We start from the raw sequence: 19,141 nt of genomic DNA, 5'->3' as shown, positions 1-19,141 counted from the left end.
GAAAGTCCTTTTCCGTTACTGCTCTCCTTAGCCATGCTGTGCTCCGGATTTTGCCTGAAGCGCAGCATCGGTGACTGCCTGAGGATCGCTGGTGAGCAGGTCTTTTGGCCTGCGTCCCCCCAGCCAACTGTTTCCAGTAGCAAACCAGGCGGCCAGCGACCAGGGCGTGCGTGTGCCATCGAAGATGTCCAGCACCTGTTTGATCACGGGCAGAGGTTGCCAGGCTTCATCAAACGCGTAATCCGGGTAGCGGTCCTGGCCTTCAACGTTGATGGCAAAGGTTTTACCCCGACGTTTCCAGGCATTGGGCCCGGCACTGCGGTTAGCATTGGTAAAATGGGCTTTGTCAGACAGTTCGCCGGATCTGATCCATCGGTCTTCGCTCAGTACGAATTCACGGATATCGTGCTGACGCTGTTGATTACGTGCATGGTACTGCTCATAGCCATCAAAAATACTTTCTGATTTATTTCCCCCGGCGTGAGCGGTTTTTTTTTTGCGCGCAGGTTTAAGCAGTGTCTGGGCAATTTCAAAAAAAGCCAGCGCCAGGGAGGGATCAAGAAGGGGATTACTGACCATCTTCTCCAGTTTTTTGCGCAATGCGACACCATTGCCTGCAGGCGAAGGGGCGGCATCTTTTAGCTGATTAACATTGATGACCAGATATTCAGCACTCTCTTCAGCAGCCATATTGCGTAGCTGCTGACCATTAAACAGGCTGATGGTTTCTGATATGGCTGGTGTAGATTTTGCTGACATAGAACACCCCCGACTGGATATATTGCATATTTTGAATATATCGAATATTTGTCGGTATGTCTAAAATTTCATCGAAATTTGCGTGCAATGCGGGAGCGTGTGACGAATCATTTCGCCACACGCTTTCTCCTCTACTGATGACTGAAAGCAAAATCCTCGGAATCCACATCATAACCTGAGGGTTCCCAGCGGATAGCCAGCAGGGCGATCAGGCCGATAATCGGTGCCATCCCAATCACCCAGAACACATTAGTGCCCAGCAGGGCGGCCAGCACCGGGAACAGGAACAGCGAAGCCCTCGAACTGGCGCGCACCATTGTCTGATTGAAGCCCACGCCCACGCCGCGCAGCGACGTCGGGTAGCTGAGTGAGGCGTAAGTCATGGTATGTGCGCCCGGTCCGAAGCCCTGGCCCAGCAGGAACAGGGCCAGCATGCCAATCGAGATCGCCGCCTGTTGCCCGTCTTCCGGGCGTCCAACCAGTGCCAGACCGACCAGCGCCGCGATCTGGAACGTATAACCGAGTGTCATCATTTTCCAGGCACCAAAACGTGGCACCAGCCGTACGGCCAGCGTACCCCCGACAAAGGCAAACAACAGATTCAGCGCCAGCGACAGCAGAATGGTGTTCAGCATCGATTGTGCCAGGAAGCTGGAGATAATCACCGGCAGGCCAAACGCCACCGCGTTATAGGCGAAGGGGGAGACAATCGAGGTAACAGTCGCCAGCACGGTACGCTTCAGGTAAACCCCTTTGAACAGCGAGCCGTAGTTGCTCCAGCTGGCACGGCGTACCGCTTTGACTGGCGCGAGATCCGCATCTGCGGCGACATGTGCATTAATGCCCCAGGAGCTGCGCAGGATGGCCGCTGCCCCTTTCAGGTCACCCTGATTGGCGGCCCAGACCGGAGACTCGCTCATATAGCGACTGCGAATGGCGATAATAATCAGTGCCGGTACGGCCCCGAAGCCAAGAATAATGCGCCACATCAGGTCGCTGTGGCTTTCCGGCAGCACTGACCAGAAGAACAACACCAGCAGATAAGAGATAGAGATCGCTGCGTACCAGGTGGGGCACCACATGGCAATACTGGCGGCTTTATTGCCGCGCCCCCGCAGTTTGGAAAACTCGGCAAGAAAAGCCATCGCTACCGGTAAATCAATACCGATGCCCATGCCCATCACGAAACGCGCACCGGCCAGAACGTACTCATTGGGGGCAAAGGCACAGGCGAGGGCTGCAAAAACAAAGAAGAACATATCCGCCATAAAGACGCGGTAGCGGCCAATTTTATCGGTAAGGTAGCCACCAATCAGCGCGCCGACGATGGCACCCAGCGTAATCGATGAGGCGATCATACCTGCCCCAGCCGGGGAGAGGCCAAATTCGCGGGTGACATCTTTCATGCCAAAGGCCAGTGCACCCAAATCATAGGCGTCAAGAAAGACACCGCCGAGGGCGATACCGATAACAATACGTGCATTGTTGCCAGAGTGACTGCTGGTGTTGACCAGCTGAGAGACATCCGATGCCTGACGGAGGGTGACGACTTCGCCTGTCGGCGTGTTCCCTGCCAGCGCGACGTGCGCCGAAGAAGTGATTTCAGTCATGATGTTGAGTTTTATTGTGATGAGTAAACTCAGAGCATAACTGTCTGACCTGTCGTGTTAAATTCCGTCTGATTATAAGTTACAACCAACGGTGCTAGCGGGGCGGCAACAGGCTGCCGCCGGGCCGCACGATCAGGAACGCACGATGAAGGTATATCCGGCGAGCATCACGCCGCCAATCCCGCCCAGCGCCATCAGCAGGAAGATAAATATCACACCAATCTTTTGTAAGTTCATCACTTCATCCATTTTCTCAACCAGGGGCGAAGTATAGCGCTTTCGCCCGTGGGAATTAAGTTAAAGCCGGCGTTTTATTGTGCCGAATCGGGCTGTTTTGAGAAGAACAGCGTGACGCGTGCCACTTCAATACCAAATTTTTTCATCGAGGTGACGTTCATCAGATGCTGCGCATCCTGCTGATAAATCCAGTCGTCAAAGTTCAGTTTATAACTGCTGTCGTCGGTTTTGACCGTCATGGTGTAACGCCAGTTAAACGCGTTACCGCTGGCATGGCCGGTTGCCGTGCCGATAATATCCCCGGCCGTTCCGGTGTAGCTGCCGTCGGCCAGGCGGCGGATATGCCAGACCCGCGTCTGCTTCTCGCCGTCGTCATAAACGAACTGCTCGTTTAACGTCAGGGTTTCGCCCACCACCTGGCCGCGGATAACCACTTCAAAACGGCGGATCTGCTTCCCGCTGTAATCCTGCACCATGCCCCAGGCGCGGGACTCACCGTTGAACCAGCTGAAAATATCAATCTTCGGTTGCGCCTGCTGATAGTCTTCCAGCGTGGCACCACAGCCTGCCAGCAGCAGGCTGAACGTCAGTAACAGGGATTTCCACATGATTAACCTCCGGTCAGTTCCCGACGGATATCGGGGTAAGTCGACGATGGCGATAGCCAGATATTGAGGAAAGCGTCGCGAAAGGCAGCATCAAAGCGCGGGCCGATCGGGCTAATAGCCGCCTGCGTTCCGGCGGCCTGCCAGTAAAACTGTCCGCCGCGGGCATCCGCCTGAAATGCCAGGCGGGTGCCATCGCTGACGTCCGGCCAGACGGTGGCCAGCTGTTGTAGCCACTGCTGACGCTGATCGCTGCTGCCGGTATTCTGTGCCTGCCACTGTTCCAGCGTGGCATCCAGCAGTTCCTGGCGGCTGATGTCGCGGCGGTAGGTGATCACCAGTGCCAGCGGCCACTGCTCGGGTTGCCAGCGTCCGCCGGGCGTCAGGAGCTGGGAATCGTACAGTGTAAATGGCCCCCAGGTCAGCGTCGCTTTGCCCACGTTCTTCCAGCGTAGCCAGTCAGCGGCCTGGCTCAGCGATGAAAATAACAACAGCAATAACAGCCATTTTTTCATGAATTTCTCCGCAGGAGTCTGCTGGCTAACGGTAGCCAGATCGCCCAGCCAATCGCCAGCGCACCCAGCGCCATGGCGGGTGACTGATGCCATTGCAGGCCACCGAGCCGCTCACCAATGAAATAGGAAAAGGGTCCGCCCAATGCGCCAGCCACGATCAGCCAGCGCCAGTCAGGTGCAAAGCGATGGAGGATCAGCCCCCACCAGCAGGCGAACGTCAGCCACAGTGCAAGCATCCAGACGGGAAACGCGTGGCTGCCGCTAAAACTGAACAGATCGACGCCCAGCCACAGACTGTCGAGCGCGATACCTGCCAGCGCGACCAGCAGCAGGCGCAGCTTCATCACGCGCGGGCTCAGCAGCCAGGCCAGCAGCGCCCCGGCGCACAGCAGCAGCCCGATGCGCTCGCGCAGCGCCACGGCCAGCCCCCAGTAGAGATCAAAACCGAGGGTGAGCAACCAGAAGCGCAGGCGGCTCATGCGCGTTGCAGTGTGAGCTGGACGGTGCCAATGGTCTGCGCGCGGAAACCCGCCTCGCAATAGCAGAGATAAAACAGCCACATACGGCGGAAGCGCTCATCAAAGCGTCCTTTTGACAGCTGTGGCCAGGCGTTGTCAAACCGCCGCCGCCACAGTTGCAAGGTCTGCGCGTAGTCCGGGCCGATTTCCAGCTGGTCAATTTCGCTGAAATCGCTGATTTCTTGCAGCGTGTTCTGCAACAGGCTGACTGAGGGTAAAAAGCCGCCGGGGAAGATATAACGCTGGATAAAATCGACGCCGCGCGCATAGCTGTCAAAACGTTCTTCACTGATGGTGATCGCCTGCAATGCCAGACGGCCGCCCGGCTTCAACAACTGCTGGCAGCGCTGAATAAACAGCGGAATATAGGCTTTACCCACCGCTTCAATCATCTCTATCGAGACAATTTTGTCGTACTGGCCGCTAAGATCACGGTAATCTTCACACAGCACGGTTACCTGGTCGCTCAGCCCGGCGGCGGCGATGCGCTGACAGCAATAGACATACTGTTCGCGCGAGATGGTGGTGGTGGTCACCCGGCAGCCGTACTCGCGAGCGGCAAATTCAGCCATGGCGCCCCAGCCGCTGCCAATCTCCAGCAGATGATCATTCGGCGTCAGCCCCAGCTTCACGCACAGGCGTTTCATTTTGGCCTGCTGCGCCTGCTCCAGCGTCATCTCCGGCTGCTGGAACCAGGCGCTGGAATAGAGCATCGCCTCATCAAGAAACGTGGTGTAGAAGTCGTTGCCGAGGTCGTAATGGGCGGCGATATTGCGCTTTGCCTGGCGCACATTGTTGCGGCGCAACGCATGACGCAGCTGATTAAACGGTGCGGTCAGCCAGCTGAGGCGGGCCTCCAGTTTATCAGCGACACGGGTATTTTGTGCCAGCGTCAGGATCACGGCGGTTAAGTCCGGGGTTTCCCATTCGCCATCCATATAGGTTTCTGCAGCGGCTATGCTGCCGCCCAGCAGGATACGGCGATACGCCCGTGAGTGATGCACCATCACTTCGGCCTGAAGCGCAGCCTGCGCATCGCCGAAGAAGCAGGTGCCGAGATGCGGGTCATGCAGGGTTAATCCCGCCCCTTTGATGCCCTGCAACAGGGATAAAATCACCCGGCGTGATGCGGAGAAGCGTTTACCCGTTTTTGCACGGCGTGCCAAGCTGAAATCAGTGCCAGTCATGGGTTATTTCTCCGACTTGCTGTGGTCATACACCGGCGCACCTTTGCGCCAAAGTTTCCACGCCTGCCAGTAAATCGCCAGCGCGGTACGAACGGTCATCATTGGAAAACGCCAGAGAAAATGGCGCAGCGTCTGCCGGGTCAGCGGCTGACGGCGTAAATGCAGGGTGGCATCAAACTCGCGCCCCTCACGGTGATTCTCAATATGCACCTGCAGTGATTTACCCGGCGGGGACAGCCGCCAGTGGTAAACCATCTCCATGGGGTTAAACGGCGAGACATGAAACGCTTTCTGCGTGGTTTCGCTGCCGTCAGGTTTCACCGCATACGTATGACGCTCATTCCACGGCGTATTACGCACTTCGGCCAGCATCCAGCGCAGGCTGTCGGCAGCATCGTACAGGTAGTAAAGGTTGACCGGATTGAATGAGCAGCCAAAGTAACGCAGCTGCGTCAGCAGCATCACGCGTCCGGTAAGATGCTCCCCAGTCAGGGCGGCAATGCGCGCCTGAGCACGCTCTTTGATGCCGCTGCCGCCACCAAGATAATCGTCCTCACTGAAGCTGGCAGCGCGCAGATTGTGGTGGCCGATGCCGACATTTTTTAGCAACGGCAGCTCATCAAGATCAATTAGCGGCATAAAAATGCGGTAGCTGAACTGATGATCGACCGGGGTGAAGCGACGATGGCGCACATGGCCGCTGTACAGCACGCTGTTCACAGTAAACCTGCCTGGTCCATGGCCGTCGTTACATCTAACGCGCTGCGAATGCCATCTTCATGAAAACCGTTGTAGCTCCATGCGCCGCAGAACCAAGTACGGTTGTTCCCGTTCAGCAGCAGCCGCTGCTCTTGTGTGTGCAGAGCATGTGGTCCGAACTGCGGATGATGGTATTCAAAGCGGCGTAACACGCGGGCCGGATCGATCGGTTGTGTCGGGTTGAGGCTGACGCAGAACGTATGCGGTGACTGAATGCCCTGCAGGATATTCATATTGTATGTCACGCTGGCACCCTGCTGTTCGCTGTCGTTTGCTTCATCATCCAGACGGTAGTTCCAGCTCGCCCAGGCTGCGCGGTTCTGTGGAAGCAAACGGGTATCGGTATGCAGCACCACTTCATTGGCGCGATAGGGCACACCGGCCAGCATCTCACTTTCCTGCGGCGACGCATCGCCCAGCAGCTGCAATGCCTGATCGCTGTGACAGGCGAAAATAACCTGGTCATAGCGCTCGACGCCTCGCGGGCTTTCCAGCGTGACGCCATCGGCATCACGCGTTATCCGGGTGACCGGGGTATCGAGATAGACCTGCATCTGCTGCCCGATCAGCTGCATCATGCGGCGGATATATTCCCGCGAACCGCCGGGCACTACGTACCATTGCGGTCGCTGGGTTAAATCCAGCAGGCCGTGATGATGGAAGAAGTTCAGAAATTGGGTCAGCGGCATACGGCGCATCTCACTCAGTGAGACTGACCAGATGGCGGCACCCATCGGCAAAATATAGTGCCGGGCAAAAAATTCACTAAAGCCCTGCGCGGTCAGAAACTCATCCAGTGAACCCTGGTCCTGCTGCTGCGCCAGCCACTGCTTTCCACAGCGATTAAACCGCACGATCTCTGCGAGGAAGCGATAAAACGAGGGCTTTAACAGGTTGCTACGCTGGGCGAAAAGGCTGCTGAGCGTGTGGCCGTTATACTCCAGCCCGGTGCGGGAATTGCGCACTGAAAAACTCATTTCCGTGGGCCTGCCTTCCAGCCCCAGTTCGGCCAGGAATCCCTGAAAACGCGGATAAGTGCGATCGTTAAAAACAATGAATCCGGTATCAATCGCCCAGTGCTGACCGTCCAGCTCAACGTCCACCGTGGCGGTATGGCCACCGAGTGTACTGCCGGTTTCATAAAGATGAACCTCGGTGCGTGGGGCTAATTTCCACGCACAGCTCAGGCCAGCAATTCCACTGCCAATAATCGCAATGCGCACGCATTACCTCGCTATTTTTTGCGTTAACAGACGCTGAAGGGCCTGGGGCAACCGTGAGGTCACCCGCAGAATAAAAGCAAACAGCGCCGGGAAAGCGATTTCGGCCTTTCCTTTTGCCAGCCCGCGCCGGATAAAGCGCGAAGCCTGAACCACGTCGACAATCATCGGCATGGCAAAATCGTTGCGCTGTGTCAGCGGCGTGTCGACAAAGCCGGGCAGCACCAGCGTGATGCCAATCTGCTGACGCTTGACATCCTGCGCCAGGCTGCGGGCGAAATAGGCCAGCGCGGCTTTCGAGGCACCGTACGCTTCGGCGCGCGGCAGGGGAACCATGCTGGCGGTAGAGCCGACCAGCGCCACGCGGCTGCCAGGCTGCATCTGTGGGAGCAGGCTGTCCAGGCAGTTCACCGGACCACTGAAGTTCGTCAGCATCACGCGGTGGACTTTTTCGGCATCGACAATGCCATGGTCAAGATATTCACAGGTGCCTGCACAGAGGATCGCCAGATCTGCCCGCTTGCCGTCCAGAGCGGCGCGCGTTTCAGCCAGGTCAGTGATATCAAACAGGCAGATGTCAATCAGCGGGAACTGCTGGCGCAGTGCGTCCAGTCGCTCCGGATTACGCCCGCAGGCGGTGACATGCCAGCCTTCCGTTGCATAATCCTGCGCTAATTGCAGGCCGATGCCGGAGCTGGCGCCAGTGATCAGGACACGTTTCATGGTTGCAACCTCTTTTTGACCAGGCCGATGATCGTGCCCAGCAACGGTAGCTTTTCGTAGAGCATGGCGCCCATATCGTAGTAATCGCGCTGAAAGACCACTTTATTGTCGCGAAATTGCAGGTAGCTGCTGCCCTCCAGCGTCTGGTCAGCTCCCCGTTGCAGGGCAGGGTGGGCATACTCCATGCGCCACAGCAGCAGCGCGTCGGTATCAAACTCGCGCACCTGCGTCACCACAAAGCGGCAGTAACGCATGTTTTTCAGCAGGCTGGCAAAGTACTGCTCCACCACCGCAATGCCCTGGTGTTCACCTACCGGATCGCTCAGGCAGATCTCCGGATGGTAAATCTGCGCCAGCATTGTCAGCCTGTCGCTGTCCAGCGTCTGGTAAAATGTCACTAACTGCTGTAGTGCGGCCTGCTGAGTCATACCTGATTCCTTAGTGACCGTATGCGGTAATCGAGAACCCCTGCGCCTGCCAGTGGCTCATCTGTTCCTGCTGGCGTTTGGTTAACGCTTTTCCGGTATAAACAAAAATATGCTGACCGGGGAAAAGCTCGGGGCGGGGAGACTCCAGCGGCTCGGCCAGGATGTCAATGCGCCAGCCCTGCTGCGAGAGTCGCCAGGCTTCCAGCCACAGGCGGGGTCGGTCCGTCAGGCCCCAGCCAATCAGCAGTGCATCTTTGCCTGCTTTCTTGCGTGAACCCGTTAAACAGAAGCTTATGTAATCAATTAAAGCACCATCTAATAAACTACACATGGCCCGGGCGGTATTTTGATCTAAACCAAGGCGCTGGCGGATGGGGATGAAAACATGGTCGATAAGAATTTCTGCCGGGTTTTCTTTACCCATTGAGGCGATTTTTACGCGTAGCTTTGACGGACGCACGAGGCGAATAACCGCCAGCATCTCTTCCTGAAGGGCAAGCCACCCATCATCAATATTAACGTTTTCGCCTTCGAGCAGCGCTTTGACCTTACCGACCGGCACGCCGCTCTCAATCCAGCGTTTAATCTCTTCAATGCGCGCAATATCGTCTTCATCAAACAGACGATGACCCCCTTCGGTGCGCTGTGGTTTCAGCAGACCATAACGACGTTGCCAGGCGCGCAGCGTGACCGGATTAATGCCGCAGCGTTCTGCGACGTCACCGATGCTGTACAGTGCCATGTATTACCTCTTGACTTGCTGTCAGACCTTTTATCAGCCTAACCAATATTATCAGGTTGTACAAAGTATTATTTGTTGTACAAGTTGAAATGATGAAAATAAACAGCTATATCTCATATTAGAGATTAATTCCCAAATATGAGAAATGAAGATGGAACAAACCCCAACGGAACAGCGGCTGGCACAACGTCTGGCCGACCTGCGTGTGGAAAAGGGCTGGTCGCTGGAGACGCTTGCCGAGCTTACCGGGATTAGCCGCGCTTCGCTATCCCGTATCGAGCGGGCTGAGACCAGCCCGACAGCCTCTTTGCTTAACCGACTGTGTAATGCCTACGGATTAACGATGTCACGTTTGTTAAGCGAAGTGGAACAGGAGGCTGTACAACTTTTGCGGCCTGAGCAGCAAAGCGTCTGGCACGATGTGGAAAATGACTACGAGCGCCGATCGCTCTCCCCGCCTGCGCAAGCGTTTCATGCGGAGCTGGTGGAAGCCCGGCTGGCGGCGGGTGCGCGTATTGACTATGACATTCCGCCGATCGCCGGGCTTGAGCAACATATCTGGATCCTGGATGGCGTACTGGAATTTCAAATGGATGAGCGTTTCTGGCGGCTGGAGCAGGGGGACTGCCTGCGTTTTCATCTGTTTGGCCGCACCCGCTTTCATGCACCTGAAGCGGGCGGTGCACGCTATGCACTGGTGGTGGCCCGTCCATGAACAATATTGATTATCAATGGCTGGATGCCGGTCAGGCGCAGCAGGCGCTGCCTGCATTGTGTGAGGTGCTGGATGGCTGCGTGGCGCAGGGGGCCAGTATTGGCTTTATCGATCGTGATGCGCAGAGGCTGCACCATTTCTGGCAGGATGCCGTTCTCAGCCTGGCCTGCGGGGATAAACAGCTGCTGGTGGCGAAGCGCGACGGGCGAATTGTCGGGACGGTAATGCTGGTGCTGGCTATGCCCGCGAACGGCGTGCATCGTGCCGAAGTGATCAAACTGTTGGTGCATCCGGATGCACGCCGCTGCGGGATTGCCCGTGAACTGATGCAGCAGGCAGAAGCCCGGGGACGTGAACTCGGGCGCAGTCTGCTGGTGCTGGACACGCGCAGCGGGGATGCGGCTGAACCGCTTTACCTCTCGCTGGGCTGGAAGGTGGCCGGGCAGATCCCGGGCTATGCCCGATCGACCGCTGGCGTGATAGATGCCACCACGATCATGTATAAGGCGATCGATCCGATTGGGTAAGCGGTCGGGCGCGCTCCCCCGGATCACTTTCCGGGGGAGACGGGGCTAAACGCGGGCGGCCAGCGCGTCCACGCGCGCCATCGCCTGATACAGCGCACTTTCTGTCACCGTCTCGCGCATATTTTCCATATCCGGTGCATGCACCGATTCACGCACAATCACCGCCAGTTCGTCCGCATTCAGTTCGGCAATCTCTGCCAGACTAAGCGGTACACCACAGTCTCGCGCCAGGCGCATTTCTGCCAGCAGCTCTGCATCATCGCGCTGCTCCAGCGCCAGCAGGCAGAGATTGCCGTAGCCGACCAGCAGGCCGTGGCCGAATTCGCGGGTTTTGTCGACGAAAGTGAACCCTTCGTAAATGGCATGGGAAGCCGCCGCATGGGCGCCGTTGCTCATCAGTGAAGTCAGCCCGGCAAAGGTGAAGATGGCATCCAGCGCCTGATCGAGAGCGTGATCAGGCTGCCGCTGGCGCACGGCTTCACAGGCTGCCGGGCCGTGTTTTGCTATCACGTCATAGCAGAGACGGCTGTGTGCCAGCGAGGAGAGCGCATTCGCATCCACGGCCGGGTGGCGTTCGCTCACCGCACGAAACTCATACCATTTTGCCAGCGTATCGCCCAGCCCTGCGGCCAGCCAGCGCAGCGGTGCCTCGGTCAGCAGTTGGCTGTCGATGATCACCGCCGCCGGAGCCTGCGGCAGCGGGAAGATATCAAAAAAGTTGCCGTTATCGTCATAGCGAATGGTTAACGGCGTCACCGCCGAACAGGTCGCGGCGATGGTGGGCAGGGTGATCACCGGGATATTCTGCTCGGCACCGACCGCCTTGCAGGTATCCAGCGATTTACCTCCCCCCGCTGCAATAATCACGTCGGCCTGATATTCCTGCGCCAGCGCGCCCAGGCGGGCAATCTGGCGTAATGAGGTTTCGCCGCCAAACCATTCGCTGCCCACCAGCAGACAACCTGCTGCCGTCAGCTGTTGCGCCACCCGGTCTTTGACCGCCGCCAGCGCCTGGTGGCCGCCAATCAGCAGCACACGCTGGCCCAGTTCACGGCTGAGGGTGCCGATCTGGTTGATGACTCCCGCGCCACGCAGTACGCGCGCCGGGAAAATCAGATGTTGGTGTGACATGGTTATCCTTCAGAAAAAAAGGGGGAAAGTTATGGCTATCATCTGACGGAACCCTCCGCAGGAAAATCACTCGTATCCACTATTCACTTCATGATTTACTTAACTATCGATCGTTTAATCAGTGGAACGAAAGTGAGCCTCAACCGTTTACCCAATCTGAAACTATTGAGTGTGTTTGTCTGTGTGGCGCGCTGCCAGGGCTACTCCCGCGCCCAGCAGGAGCTGAATATGACCACGCCTGCGATCAGCGCCTATATGAGTGAGCTGGAGCAACAGCTGGGTTTCGTGCTGTGCCGACGCGGGCGGGCAGGATTTTCACTGACAGAAAAAGGCGAACAGTATCTGCAATACAGCCTGCAATTGCTGGATACCTTGCAGGACTTTGACCGCCAGGTGGACGGGCTGAAGAATGAGCAGGGTGGCGTGTTTTCACTTGGCGTCGTGGACTCTATCGCCACGGATGACCGACTGCATCTGGCCGATACCCTGCGTCAGTTCAGTGACCGCTTTCCGGCGATCTACCTCAGCCTGGCGGTACGTGACCCGAATGAGTTGCAGCAGCAGGTGCTGGATAACCGCCTTGACCTGGCCATCGGGCATTTCCCGGTGAACGTGAATAATCTGGTGACAGTGCCGCTGCACCATGAACAGCACTGGCTTTACTGTAGCGACAGCCATTCGCTGTTTGCCCGCCACACCCTGGATGACCTGCAAAATGTGGGCTTCGTGACTCGCAGCTACTGGAATCAGAGCGAGCTGGCGCGGCGCGGCTTTAAAGATAGTAGCGCCTCTGTGGAAAGCATCGAAGCGCAGCTGATTCTTATCCTTTCTGGTAAGTATATTGGTTACCTGCCGGAGCACTGCGCGCGGTCATGGGTGGCTGAGGGCCGGTTGCGGCGTCTGTCACCGGAACAGTTCAACTATCGTGCAGCATTTTCCCTGATTTTTCGTCGTGGCCGCAGCCGGGAAGTTCCGATCCGTGCCCTGCGTGACCTGCTGAAACTGCAAGCCGCCGCAGGAGATTAACGTTTGCAGGCTGACGCCGCCGCAATACTGTGTAAAAATACAGCCTTGTTTAGCTGGAAGTGATTGTCATGGCGTTAACTGTCGCGTTAAAAACGCAAATTGCCGGGTGGTATAAAGCCCTGCAACAGCAAGTTCCCGATTTTATTCCGCGTGCGCCGCAGCGGCAGATGATTGCCGAGGTCGCGAAAACGCTGGCGGGGGACGACGGTCGTCATCTGGCAATTGAAGCGCCGACCGGGGTGGGGAAAACCCTCTCCTACCTGATCCCCGGTATTGCTGTCAGCCGCGCTGAGGAAAAACCGCTGGTGGTCAGCACCGCTAACGTGGCCTTACAGGATCAGATTTTCAGTAAGGATCTGCCCCTGCTGAAGAAAATTATTCCCGATTTGAAGTTCACTGCGGCGTTTGGTCGTGGTCGTTACGTGTGTCCGCGCAATCTGTCGGCGCTGGCAACAGATGAAGAAAATCAGGGCGATCTGCTGCTGTTCCTCGATGACGATATGACCGCCAGCAAAGATGAGCGGGTCATCTGCACTGAACTGGAAAAATCCCTCAAGCGCTATCAGTGGGATGGACTGCGCGATCACTGTGCGGAAAATATTGAAGACTCCCTCTGGCAACGCCTGAGCACCGATAAAGCCAACTGCCTCGGCAGTAACTGCAACTGGTTCCGTGAATGCCCGTTTTATGTGGCGCGGCGTGAAATCGAAGATGCGGACGTGGTGGTGGCGAATCACGCCCTGGTGATGGCCGCACTGGAAACAGAATCCGTGCTGCCACCGCCGAAAAACCTGCTTCTGGTGCTGGATGAAGGCCACCATTTACCGGATGTGGCACGCGATGCGCTGGAGATGAGCGGCGAAATCACCCCAGGCTGGACCGTGTTACAACTGGATCTGTTCTGCCGCCTGGTGGAGCAGTGCCTGGCGCAGTTTCGTCCGAAACGCCCGCCGTCCCTTAGCCACCCGGACAAGCTCAAAGCCCACTGCGAAGAGGTGCGTGAGCAGTTACAGATGCTGTCGCAAATCTTAGGCCTGTATCTGCCGCCGGAAGGGCAGGAGGGCGAATATCGCTTTGAGATGGGGCTGCTGCCCGAAGAGATCCTGACAATCTGCGCCCGCCTTTTCAAACTCAGCGATGCGCTGCGTGGGTTGGCGGAAGGGATGATGAATGACCTCAGCGAGAAAACCGGCCAGTTTGACGTAGTGCGCCTGCACCGTACGCTGATCCAGATGAACCGTGCGCTGGGCTGGTTTGAAGCCAGCAGCAAGCTGTGGCGACTGGCGGCAATGGAGCAGGCATCCGGCGCCCCGGTGTCGAAATGGGTCACACGGGAAATCCGCGACGGTAGCGCGCATCTGATGTTTCACTGCGCCGGGATACGCGTCAGTGAACAGCTGGAAAAGTTGCTGTGGCGCAAGATCCCGCATGTGGTGGTGACCTCGGCGACGCTGCGCTCGTTAAACAGTTTCCAGCGTCTGCAGGAGATGTCCGGCTTGAGTGAGAAAGCCGGGGACCGTTTTGTCGCCCTCGATTCGCCGTTTAATCATGTGACTCAGGGGCAGCTGATTATCCCGCAGATGAAGTACGAGCCGATGCTGGCGAACGAAGTGATGCACCTGGCGGAAATGGCGCACTTCTTTCGTCATCAAATTAAGCTTGCGGCCCATAAAGGTATCCTGGTGCTGTTCGCCAGTGGTCGCGCCATGCATCAATTCCTCGCTTACCTGCCCGAGTTGCGCCTGATGATGCTGGTGCAGGGCGATAAGCCACGCCCGGCGCTGGTGGCGCTGCACCGTAAACGCGTAGAGCAGGGGGAAACCAGCGTTCTGGTGGGATTACAGTCCTTTGCGGAGGGGCTGGATCTGAAAGGTGACCTGCTTTCTCAGGTCCATATTCATAAAATCGCTTTCCCCCCGATAGACAGTCCGGTTATTTTGACAGAGGGAGAGTGGCTAAAAAGCCTCAAGCGCTATCCGTTTGAAGTGCAAAGCCTGCCCAGCGCCTCGTTTAACCTCATCCAGCAGGTCGGGAGGTTGATCCGCAGCCATGATTGCTTTGGCGAGATTGTGATTTACGATCGGCGCTTGATCAGCAAAAGCTATGGCGCACGCCTGCTGGGAGCGCTGCCGGTGTTCCCCATCGCGCAGCCTCCGATGCCGGAAGGCGAACTGCCAAAAGCCGTGACCCCGGCCGCGAAGAAGAAACCCGCGCCGCGCCGTCGTCGTTAACCCTTTTTACTGAGCAAAAACATGAGCATGGACTATAAAAAAATTATCAAAGAGGTCGGACGCGGTAAGAATCATGCCCGCGATATTGATGCGGATACCGCGTGCGAGCTTTATCGCCGGATACTGAACGGCGAGGTACCGGATCTTGAGCTGGGTGCTCTGCTGATTGCTCTGCGCATTAAAGGCGAAGGCGAGGGCGAGATGCTGGGCTTCTACCAGGCGATGCAGGAGCAGATGCCGCGCCTGATACCACCTGCACAGCGACCGATGCCCATCGTGATCCCGAGTTACAACGGGGCACGCCGTCAGGGAAACCTGACGCCGCTGCTGGCGCTGCTGCTGTCGCGTTTGGGCTTCCCGGTGCTGGTTCACGGCGTTAGCGACGATCCGACCCGCATCACCAGCGAGGCGGTCTTTGCAGCGCTGGATATACCCGCGGTTTCCACCCTGGAAGAAGCACAGGCGAAGCTGGATGCCGGTGAGCTGGTGTTTATCACTATTGGCACGCTTTGCCAGCCCATGGAGCAGCAGCTGGCGTTGCGCTGGCGTATGGGGGTGCGTAACAGTGCGCATACGCTGGCCAAGCTGGCAACGCCGTTTGCCGCCGATGCGGCGCTGCGGTTGGCCAGCGTTTCGCATCCGGAGTATATCCCGCGCGTGGCAACATTTTTCAGCGCCGTTGGCGGGCGGGGTTTGTTGCTGAACGGTACGGAAGGGGAAGTGTACGCCAGCCCGCAGCGGTGCCCGTCGATCACGCTGATTGCTGGAGAAGACACGCGTGCGCTGTTGTCCCGGCAGGAAGAAGTGGTGCTGAGCGCTGACCATCTGCCTTCAGCTAAAGATGCGGCCACCACGGCCGCATGGATCCGTCGTTGCCTGGATCGCCAAGTGCCCGTGCCCCAGTCGCTGCGTTTGCAGATTGCCTGCTGTTACCTCGCCACCGGGCGGGCGATTGATCTGGATGACGCGTTAGCGCAGATCGATTCGGCGGGCTATTAACACCCGCGCCGCATTCGGGTCGGGCATGCCCGACCCCTACCAATCCCTCATCATCGTTAACCGCTGTAGGGGCGAGGCATGCCTCGCCCGATGTTGTATACGCGGTTCTAACGAGGCAATAACGGCCCGACCCCGACGAGATCCCCCTTATCTGGAACGGATGGACCGGATCCGAAAGCCCTTTTATCTGGAATCGCTGTAGGGCCGAGGCATGCCTCGCCCGGTGTTGAATACGCGGTTCTAACGGGGCAATAACTGCCCGACCAGGGCGGTCCACAGCGCAATACCTGGGCCGATCAGCGTATCGTTAAAATCATAGCGAGCATTATGCAGCGGTGCAGAAGGGGTTTCACCGTCGGCCCCCAGCCAGAAATAGGCACCGGGACAGGCTTCCAGCATGCAGGCAAAATCTTCCGATGCCATCGATGGGTTAACATTCCAGTGCACCTGCTCTGCGGGAAGTAACGTCAGCGCACAGTCACGCACCTTCGCGGCTTCCTGTGGATTATTCGCCGTGACCGGATAATCCGTCTGATAAACAATGCTGCCTTCGATGCCCAGCGGGCGAGTGAAGGTGGTGACAAACTCATCAATCATCTGGCGTACCCGTACACGGACATCCGCCTGCAGGCAGCGCAGCGTGCCGCGCAGCACCACCGTCTCCGGGATGACGTTGATCGCTTCGCCACCGTTAATCTGCGTAATGCTGACGACCGCCGAGGCCAGCGGCGACAGGCGACGTGCAGGGATGGTTTGCAGCGCCAGAATCAGTTGGGCAGCAGCGACAATCGGGTCTGCGCCGTTTTCCGGCATGGCGGCATGACAGCTGCGTCCGTTCAGTGTGATTTCGAACGAATCCAGCGAGGCCATCATCGCTCCTTCATTGACCGCCACATGGCCCGCAGGCAGGCCCGGCCAGTTGTGCATACCGTAAATGGCATCCATCGGGAACAGGGTAAACAAGCCGTCTTCAACCATGCGGCGTGCACCGCCGAGGTTTTCTTCCGCAGGCTGAAAGACAAAGTGAACGGTGCCGCTAAAACATCGGGTGGTGCTGAGGTGTCTGGCCGTTGCCAGCAGTATTGCCGTGTGGCCATCGTGGCCACAGGCATGCATCACGCCCGGCTGCGTGGAGCGGTGCGGCGGGTTTCCCAGTTCGGTCATCGGCAGTGCGTCCATATCAGCGCGCAGACCAATGGTCGGGCCGGGGCCGTTTTCCAACGTCCCGACGACGCCCGTCCCCGCCAGGCCACGATGCACCTGAAGCCCCATCGCTGTAAGCTGTTCCGCCACCGCTTGCGACGTATGATGCTCCTGATAGCCAAGCTCCGGGCGGGCATGAAATGCCCTGCGCCAGCCAGTGGCTTCATCAATCAGCGAAACGGGAATGACCATAGATTACTTCTCCTGTCAGGGGCTTTGCTATCCAGTAGCGGGCACAAAATAAGTTAGCATAAAACGGATAAGGAAAGGGGCAGGTGCAGAGAAAAACGGGCCTGAGAGCAGGCCCGTGTGGGGTTATTTGATCATGGGAAGATTTAGCTCGTGCTTGCGGGCACAGGCTTTGGCTGTTTCGTAACCCGCATCCGCATGGCGCATCACGCCGGTAGCCGGGTCGTTCCACAGTACGCGCCCGAGGCGCACATCAGCTTCCGGGGTGCCGTCTGCAACAATCACCACACCAGCATGCTGTGAGAAGCCCATCCCGACGCCACCGCCATGATGCAGACTGACCCAGGTGGCCCCGCCAGCGGTGTTCAGCAGAGCGTTCAGCAGCGGCCAGTCCGACACGGCATCCGATCCATCCATCATCGCTTCGGTTTCACGGTTAGGGGAAGCCACCGAACCGCAGTCAAGGTGGTCACGACCGATAACCACCGGTGCTTTTAGCTCACCGTTGCGCACCATTTCGTTGAAGGCCAGCCCGGCAAGATGACGCTCACCCAACCCCAGCCAGCAGATGCGGGCAGGCAGACCCTGGAAAGCGATGCGCTCCTGCGCCATATCCAGCCAGCGATGCAGGTTGCTGTGATCCGGGAACAGCTCTTTCAGTTTGGCATCGGTCTTGTAGATATCTTCCGGGTCACCGGACAGGGCGACCCAGCGGAAGGGACCTTTGCCTTCACAGAACAGGGGGCGAATATAAGCAGGAACAAAGCCTGGGAAATCAAAGGCATTTTTCACCCCTTCGTCCAGGGCAACCTGTCGAATATTATTGCCGTAATCCACCGTCGGAATGCCCATATGGCAGAAGTCGAGCATCGCCTGAACATGGACTGCCATTGAGGCACGGGCGGCTTTTTCTACGGCTTTTGCATCGGTCTTGCGGGTGGATTCCCAACGCGCCAGATCCCAGCCCGCAGGCAGGTAGCCGTTGATCGGGTCGTGGGCAGAGGTCTGATCGGTGACGATATCCGGCTTCATGCCGCCGGCTTTCGCACGTTTCACCAGCTCTGGCAGGATTTCGGCCGCGTTACCCAGCAGGCCGACAGAAATCGCGCGTTTCTCTTTGTTTGCCCGGTCGATAATTTCCAGGGCTTCATTGATGCTAAAGGCTTTGTAATCCAGATAACGGGTGCGCAGACGGAAATCAATACGGGACTCCTGGCACTCTATCGCCAGCACGGAGGCACCGGCCAGCACGCCCGCCAGAGGCTGTGCGCCGCCCATCCCGCCTAGCCCGGCGGTCAGGATCCATTTACCGGCAAGATCGCCCTGATAATGCTGGCGCCCGGCCTCCACGAAGGTTTCAAACGTCCCCTGCACAATGCCCTGCGCACCGATGTAGATCCAGGAGCCGGCAGTCATCTGGCCGTACATCATCAGCCCGGCTTTATCCAGCTCATGGAAGTGGTCCCAGGTGGCCCAGTGCGGCACAAGGTTAGAGTTGGCAATCAGCACGCGTGGCGCATCGGCATGGGTGCGGAATACGCCCACCGGTTTGCCGGACTGCACCAGCAGCGTCTCTTCCGGTTTCAGCGCTTTCAGCGATCGCAGGATCTGCTCAAAGCACTCCCAGTTCCGTGCTGCTTTGCCAATGCCGCCATAAACCACCAGGTCTTCCGGGCGCTCAGCAACATCCGGGTCAAGGTTGTTCTGGATCATGCGATAAGCAGCTTCAATCAGCCAGTTAGCACAGTGCAGTTCACTGCCGTGCGGGGCGCGTATGGTACGGGCGACGGCATTTTTTACAGATTCAGTCATGGTGT

General features: G+C 57.7%; 20 protein-coding genes. 5 read left to right on the top strand and 15 right to left on the bottom strand.

The genetic code is table 11. The annotated features are described in order from the left end of the window. Positions 1-27: 27 nt before the first annotated feature. The 12 genes from FY046_RS07265 to FY046_RS07210 form a co-directional block, all read right to left on the bottom strand. Positions 28-759 (bottom strand): DUF2384 domain-containing protein, encoded by a 732-nt coding sequence (locus FY046_RS07265; RefSeq protein ID WP_242462178.1) that lies wholly within the window; start codon positions 757-759, stop codon positions 28-30. A 131-nt stretch (positions 760-890) separates the two neighbouring features. Next, the gene (locus FY046_RS07260) at positions 891-2,369 is read right to left on the bottom strand and encodes an MFS transporter (protein ID WP_446185912.1); all 1,479 of its coding nucleotides are present in this window, start codon (positions 2,367-2,369) and stop codon (positions 891-893) included. Positions 2,370-2,501: 132 nt separating this feature from the next. Continuing rightward, positions 2,502-2,606 carry a protein YohO gene (locus FY046_RS07255; protein WP_133841139.1) on the bottom strand — a complete coding sequence of 35 codons (105 nt, stop codon included), beginning with the start codon at positions 2,604-2,606 and terminating at the stop codon, positions 2,502-2,504. A 74-nt stretch (positions 2,607-2,680) separates the two neighbouring features. Continuing rightward, on the bottom strand, positions 2,681-3,214 hold the full coding sequence (locus FY046_RS07250; protein WP_133841138.1) for a DUF3833 domain-containing protein: 534 nt from the start codon (positions 3,212-3,214) through the stop codon (positions 2,681-2,683). Between the two features lie 2 nt (positions 3,215-3,216). Then, on the bottom strand, positions 3,217-3,726 hold the full coding sequence (locus tag FY046_RS07245) for a hypothetical protein (protein ID WP_133841137.1): 510 nt from the start codon (positions 3,724-3,726) through the stop codon (positions 3,217-3,219). Continuing rightward, positions 3,723-4,205: a DUF2878 domain-containing protein gene (locus FY046_RS07240; RefSeq protein WP_133841136.1), complete on the bottom strand. Its 483-nt coding sequence runs from the start codon at positions 4,203-4,205 to the stop codon at positions 3,723-3,725. Before FY046_RS07240 ends, FY046_RS07245 begins: the two co-directional genes overlap by 4 nt. Further along, positions 4,202-5,431 carry an SAM-dependent methyltransferase gene (locus FY046_RS07235; RefSeq protein ID WP_167864893.1) on the bottom strand — a complete coding sequence of 410 codons (1,230 nt, stop codon included), beginning with the start codon at positions 5,429-5,431 and terminating at the stop codon, positions 4,202-4,204. Before FY046_RS07235 ends, FY046_RS07240 begins: the two co-directional genes overlap by 4 nt. 3 nt (positions 5,432-5,434) lie before the next feature. Further along, positions 5,435-6,151, bottom strand: a complete 717-nt coding sequence (locus tag FY046_RS07230) for a DUF1365 domain-containing protein (protein WP_133841134.1) — start codon at positions 6,149-6,151, stop codon at positions 5,435-5,437. Beyond that, a complete protein-coding gene (locus FY046_RS07225; RefSeq protein WP_159338089.1) occupies positions 6,148-7,413 on the bottom strand; it encodes an NAD(P)/FAD-dependent oxidoreductase in 1,266 nt (421 codons plus the stop codon). The genes FY046_RS07230 and FY046_RS07225 overlap by 4 nt, the downstream gene beginning before the upstream one ends. Positions 7,414-7,416: 3 nt before the next feature. After that, positions 7,417-8,133, bottom strand: a complete 717-nt coding sequence (locus FY046_RS07220) for an SDR family NAD(P)-dependent oxidoreductase (protein WP_133841132.1) — start codon at positions 8,131-8,133, stop codon at positions 7,417-7,419. Then, positions 8,130-8,561: a nuclear transport factor 2 family protein gene (locus FY046_RS07215; protein ID WP_133841131.1), complete on the bottom strand. Its 432-nt coding sequence runs from the start codon at positions 8,559-8,561 to the stop codon at positions 8,130-8,132. Before FY046_RS07215 ends, FY046_RS07220 begins: the two co-directional genes overlap by 4 nt. Before the next feature lie 10 nt (positions 8,562-8,571). After that, positions 8,572-9,303 carry a MerR family transcriptional regulator gene (locus tag FY046_RS07210; protein WP_446185911.1) on the bottom strand — a complete coding sequence of 244 codons (732 nt, stop codon included), beginning with the start codon at positions 9,301-9,303 and terminating at the stop codon, positions 8,572-8,574. A 151-nt stretch (positions 9,304-9,454) separates the two neighbouring features. Between FY046_RS07210 and FY046_RS07205 the strand changes: the two genes are divergently transcribed. Further along, entirely contained in the window at positions 9,455-10,018 is a 564-nt protein-coding gene (locus tag FY046_RS07205; RefSeq protein ID WP_446185910.1) for a helix-turn-helix domain-containing protein, read from the top strand. Then, positions 10,015-10,545, top strand: a complete 531-nt coding sequence (locus FY046_RS07200; protein ID WP_133841128.1) for a GNAT family N-acetyltransferase — start codon at positions 10,015-10,017, stop codon at positions 10,543-10,545. The genes FY046_RS07205 and FY046_RS07200 overlap by 4 nt, the downstream gene beginning before the upstream one ends. 45 nt (positions 10,546-10,590) lie before the next feature. Here the strand turns inward: FY046_RS07200 and FY046_RS07195 are convergent, their stop codons facing one another. Continuing rightward, complete coding sequence (locus FY046_RS07195; protein WP_159338091.1) at positions 10,591-11,676, bottom strand: iron-containing alcohol dehydrogenase family protein; 1,086 nt, start codon at positions 11,674-11,676, stop codon at positions 10,591-10,593. Between the two features lie 132 nt (positions 11,677-11,808). On the opposite strand from FY046_RS07195, the gene FY046_RS07190 reads away from it, so the two are divergent. From FY046_RS07190 to ybiB, 3 genes are all read left to right on the top strand, one after another. Beyond that, positions 11,809-12,702, top strand: coding sequence for a LysR family transcriptional regulator (locus FY046_RS07190; protein ID WP_192933208.1), 894 nt, complete (start codon positions 11,809-11,811; stop codon positions 12,700-12,702). A 68-nt stretch (positions 12,703-12,770) separates the two neighbouring features. Continuing rightward, positions 12,771-14,933, top strand: coding sequence for an ATP-dependent DNA helicase DinG (dinG, locus tag FY046_RS07185; protein WP_446185909.1), 2,163 nt, complete (start codon positions 12,771-12,773; stop codon positions 14,931-14,933). 27 nt (positions 14,934-14,960) lie between these two features. Continuing rightward, on the top strand, positions 14,961-15,932 hold the full coding sequence (ybiB, locus tag FY046_RS07180) for a DNA-binding protein YbiB (RefSeq protein ID WP_446185950.1): 972 nt from the start codon (positions 14,961-14,963) through the stop codon (positions 15,930-15,932). 240 nt (positions 15,933-16,172) lie between these two features. Here the strand turns inward: ybiB and FY046_RS07175 are convergent, their stop codons facing one another. Both FY046_RS07175 and hutU read right to left on the bottom strand, forming a co-directional pair. Continuing rightward, entirely contained in the window at positions 16,173-17,327 is a 1,155-nt protein-coding gene (locus tag FY046_RS07175) for a M20 aminoacylase family protein (RefSeq protein ID WP_167864890.1), read from the bottom strand. A 123-nt stretch (positions 17,328-17,450) separates the two neighbouring features. Next, a complete protein-coding gene (gene hutU / locus FY046_RS07170) occupies positions 17,451-19,136 on the bottom strand; it encodes a urocanate hydratase (RefSeq protein ID WP_133841123.1) in 1,686 nt (561 codons plus the stop codon). Between the last annotated feature and the right edge of the window lie 5 nt (positions 19,137-19,141).

Source organism: Erwinia sp. 1181_3, from assembly GCF_052824965.1.
This window is presented reverse-complemented; position numbering and strand designations above follow the sequence as displayed.

What these genes read in the sequence shown, in the direction of transcription:
- FY046_RS07220 (WP_133841132.1), bottom strand. Translation starts at nt 8,133, where the DNA reads ATGAAACGTGTCCTGATCACTGGCGCCAGCTCCGGCATCGGCCTGCAA.
- FY046_RS07195 (WP_159338091.1), bottom strand. Translation starts at nt 11,676, where the DNA reads ATGTCACACCAACATCTGATTTTCCCGGCGCGCGTACTGCGTGGCGCG.
- ybiB (WP_446185950.1), top strand. Translation starts at nt 14,961, where the DNA reads ATGGACTATAAAAAAATTATCAAAGAGGTCGGACGCGGTAAGAATCAT.
- FY046_RS07250 (WP_133841138.1), bottom strand. Translation starts at nt 3,214, where the DNA reads ATGTGGAAATCCCTGTTACTGACGTTCAGCCTGCTGCTGGCAGGCTGT.
- FY046_RS07265 (WP_242462178.1), bottom strand. Translation starts at nt 759, where the DNA reads ATGTCAGCAAAATCTACACCAGCCATATCAGAAACCATCAGCCTGTTT.
- FY046_RS07255 (WP_133841139.1), bottom strand. Translation starts at nt 2,606, where the DNA reads ATGAACTTACAAAAGATTGGTGTGATATTTATCTTCCTGCTGATGGCG.
- hutU (WP_133841123.1), bottom strand. Translation starts at nt 19,136, where the DNA reads ATGACTGAATCTGTAAAAAATGCCGTCGCCCGTACCATACGCGCCCCG.
- FY046_RS07205 (WP_446185910.1), top strand. Translation starts at nt 9,455, where the DNA reads ATGGAACAAACCCCAACGGAACAGCGGCTGGCACAACGTCTGGCCGAC.
- dinG (WP_446185909.1), top strand. Translation starts at nt 12,771, where the DNA reads ATGGCGTTAACTGTCGCGTTAAAAACGCAAATTGCCGGGTGGTATAAA.
- FY046_RS07200 (WP_133841128.1), top strand. Translation starts at nt 10,015, where the DNA reads ATGAACAATATTGATTATCAATGGCTGGATGCCGGTCAGGCGCAGCAG.
- FY046_RS07260 (WP_446185912.1), bottom strand. Translation starts at nt 2,369, where the DNA reads ATGACTGAAATCACTTCTTCGGCGCACGTCGCGCTGGCAGGGAACACG.
- FY046_RS07245 (WP_133841137.1), bottom strand. Translation starts at nt 3,726, where the DNA reads ATGAAAAAATGGCTGTTATTGCTGTTGTTATTTTCATCGCTGAGCCAG.
- FY046_RS07215 (WP_133841131.1), bottom strand. Translation starts at nt 8,561, where the DNA reads ATGACTCAGCAGGCCGCACTACAGCAGTTAGTGACATTTTACCAGACG.
- FY046_RS07240 (WP_133841136.1), bottom strand. Translation starts at nt 4,205, where the DNA reads ATGAGCCGCCTGCGCTTCTGGTTGCTCACCCTCGGTTTTGATCTCTAC.
- FY046_RS07175 (WP_167864890.1), bottom strand. Translation starts at nt 17,327, where the DNA reads ATGGTCATTCCCGTTTCGCTGATTGATGAAGCCACTGGCTGGCGCAGG.
- FY046_RS07235 (WP_167864893.1), bottom strand. Translation starts at nt 5,431, where the DNA reads ATGACTGGCACTGATTTCAGCTTGGCACGCCGTGCAAAAACGGGTAAA.
- FY046_RS07210 (WP_446185911.1), bottom strand. Translation starts at nt 9,303, where the DNA reads ATGGCACTGTACAGCATCGGTGACGTCGCAGAACGCTGCGGCATTAAT.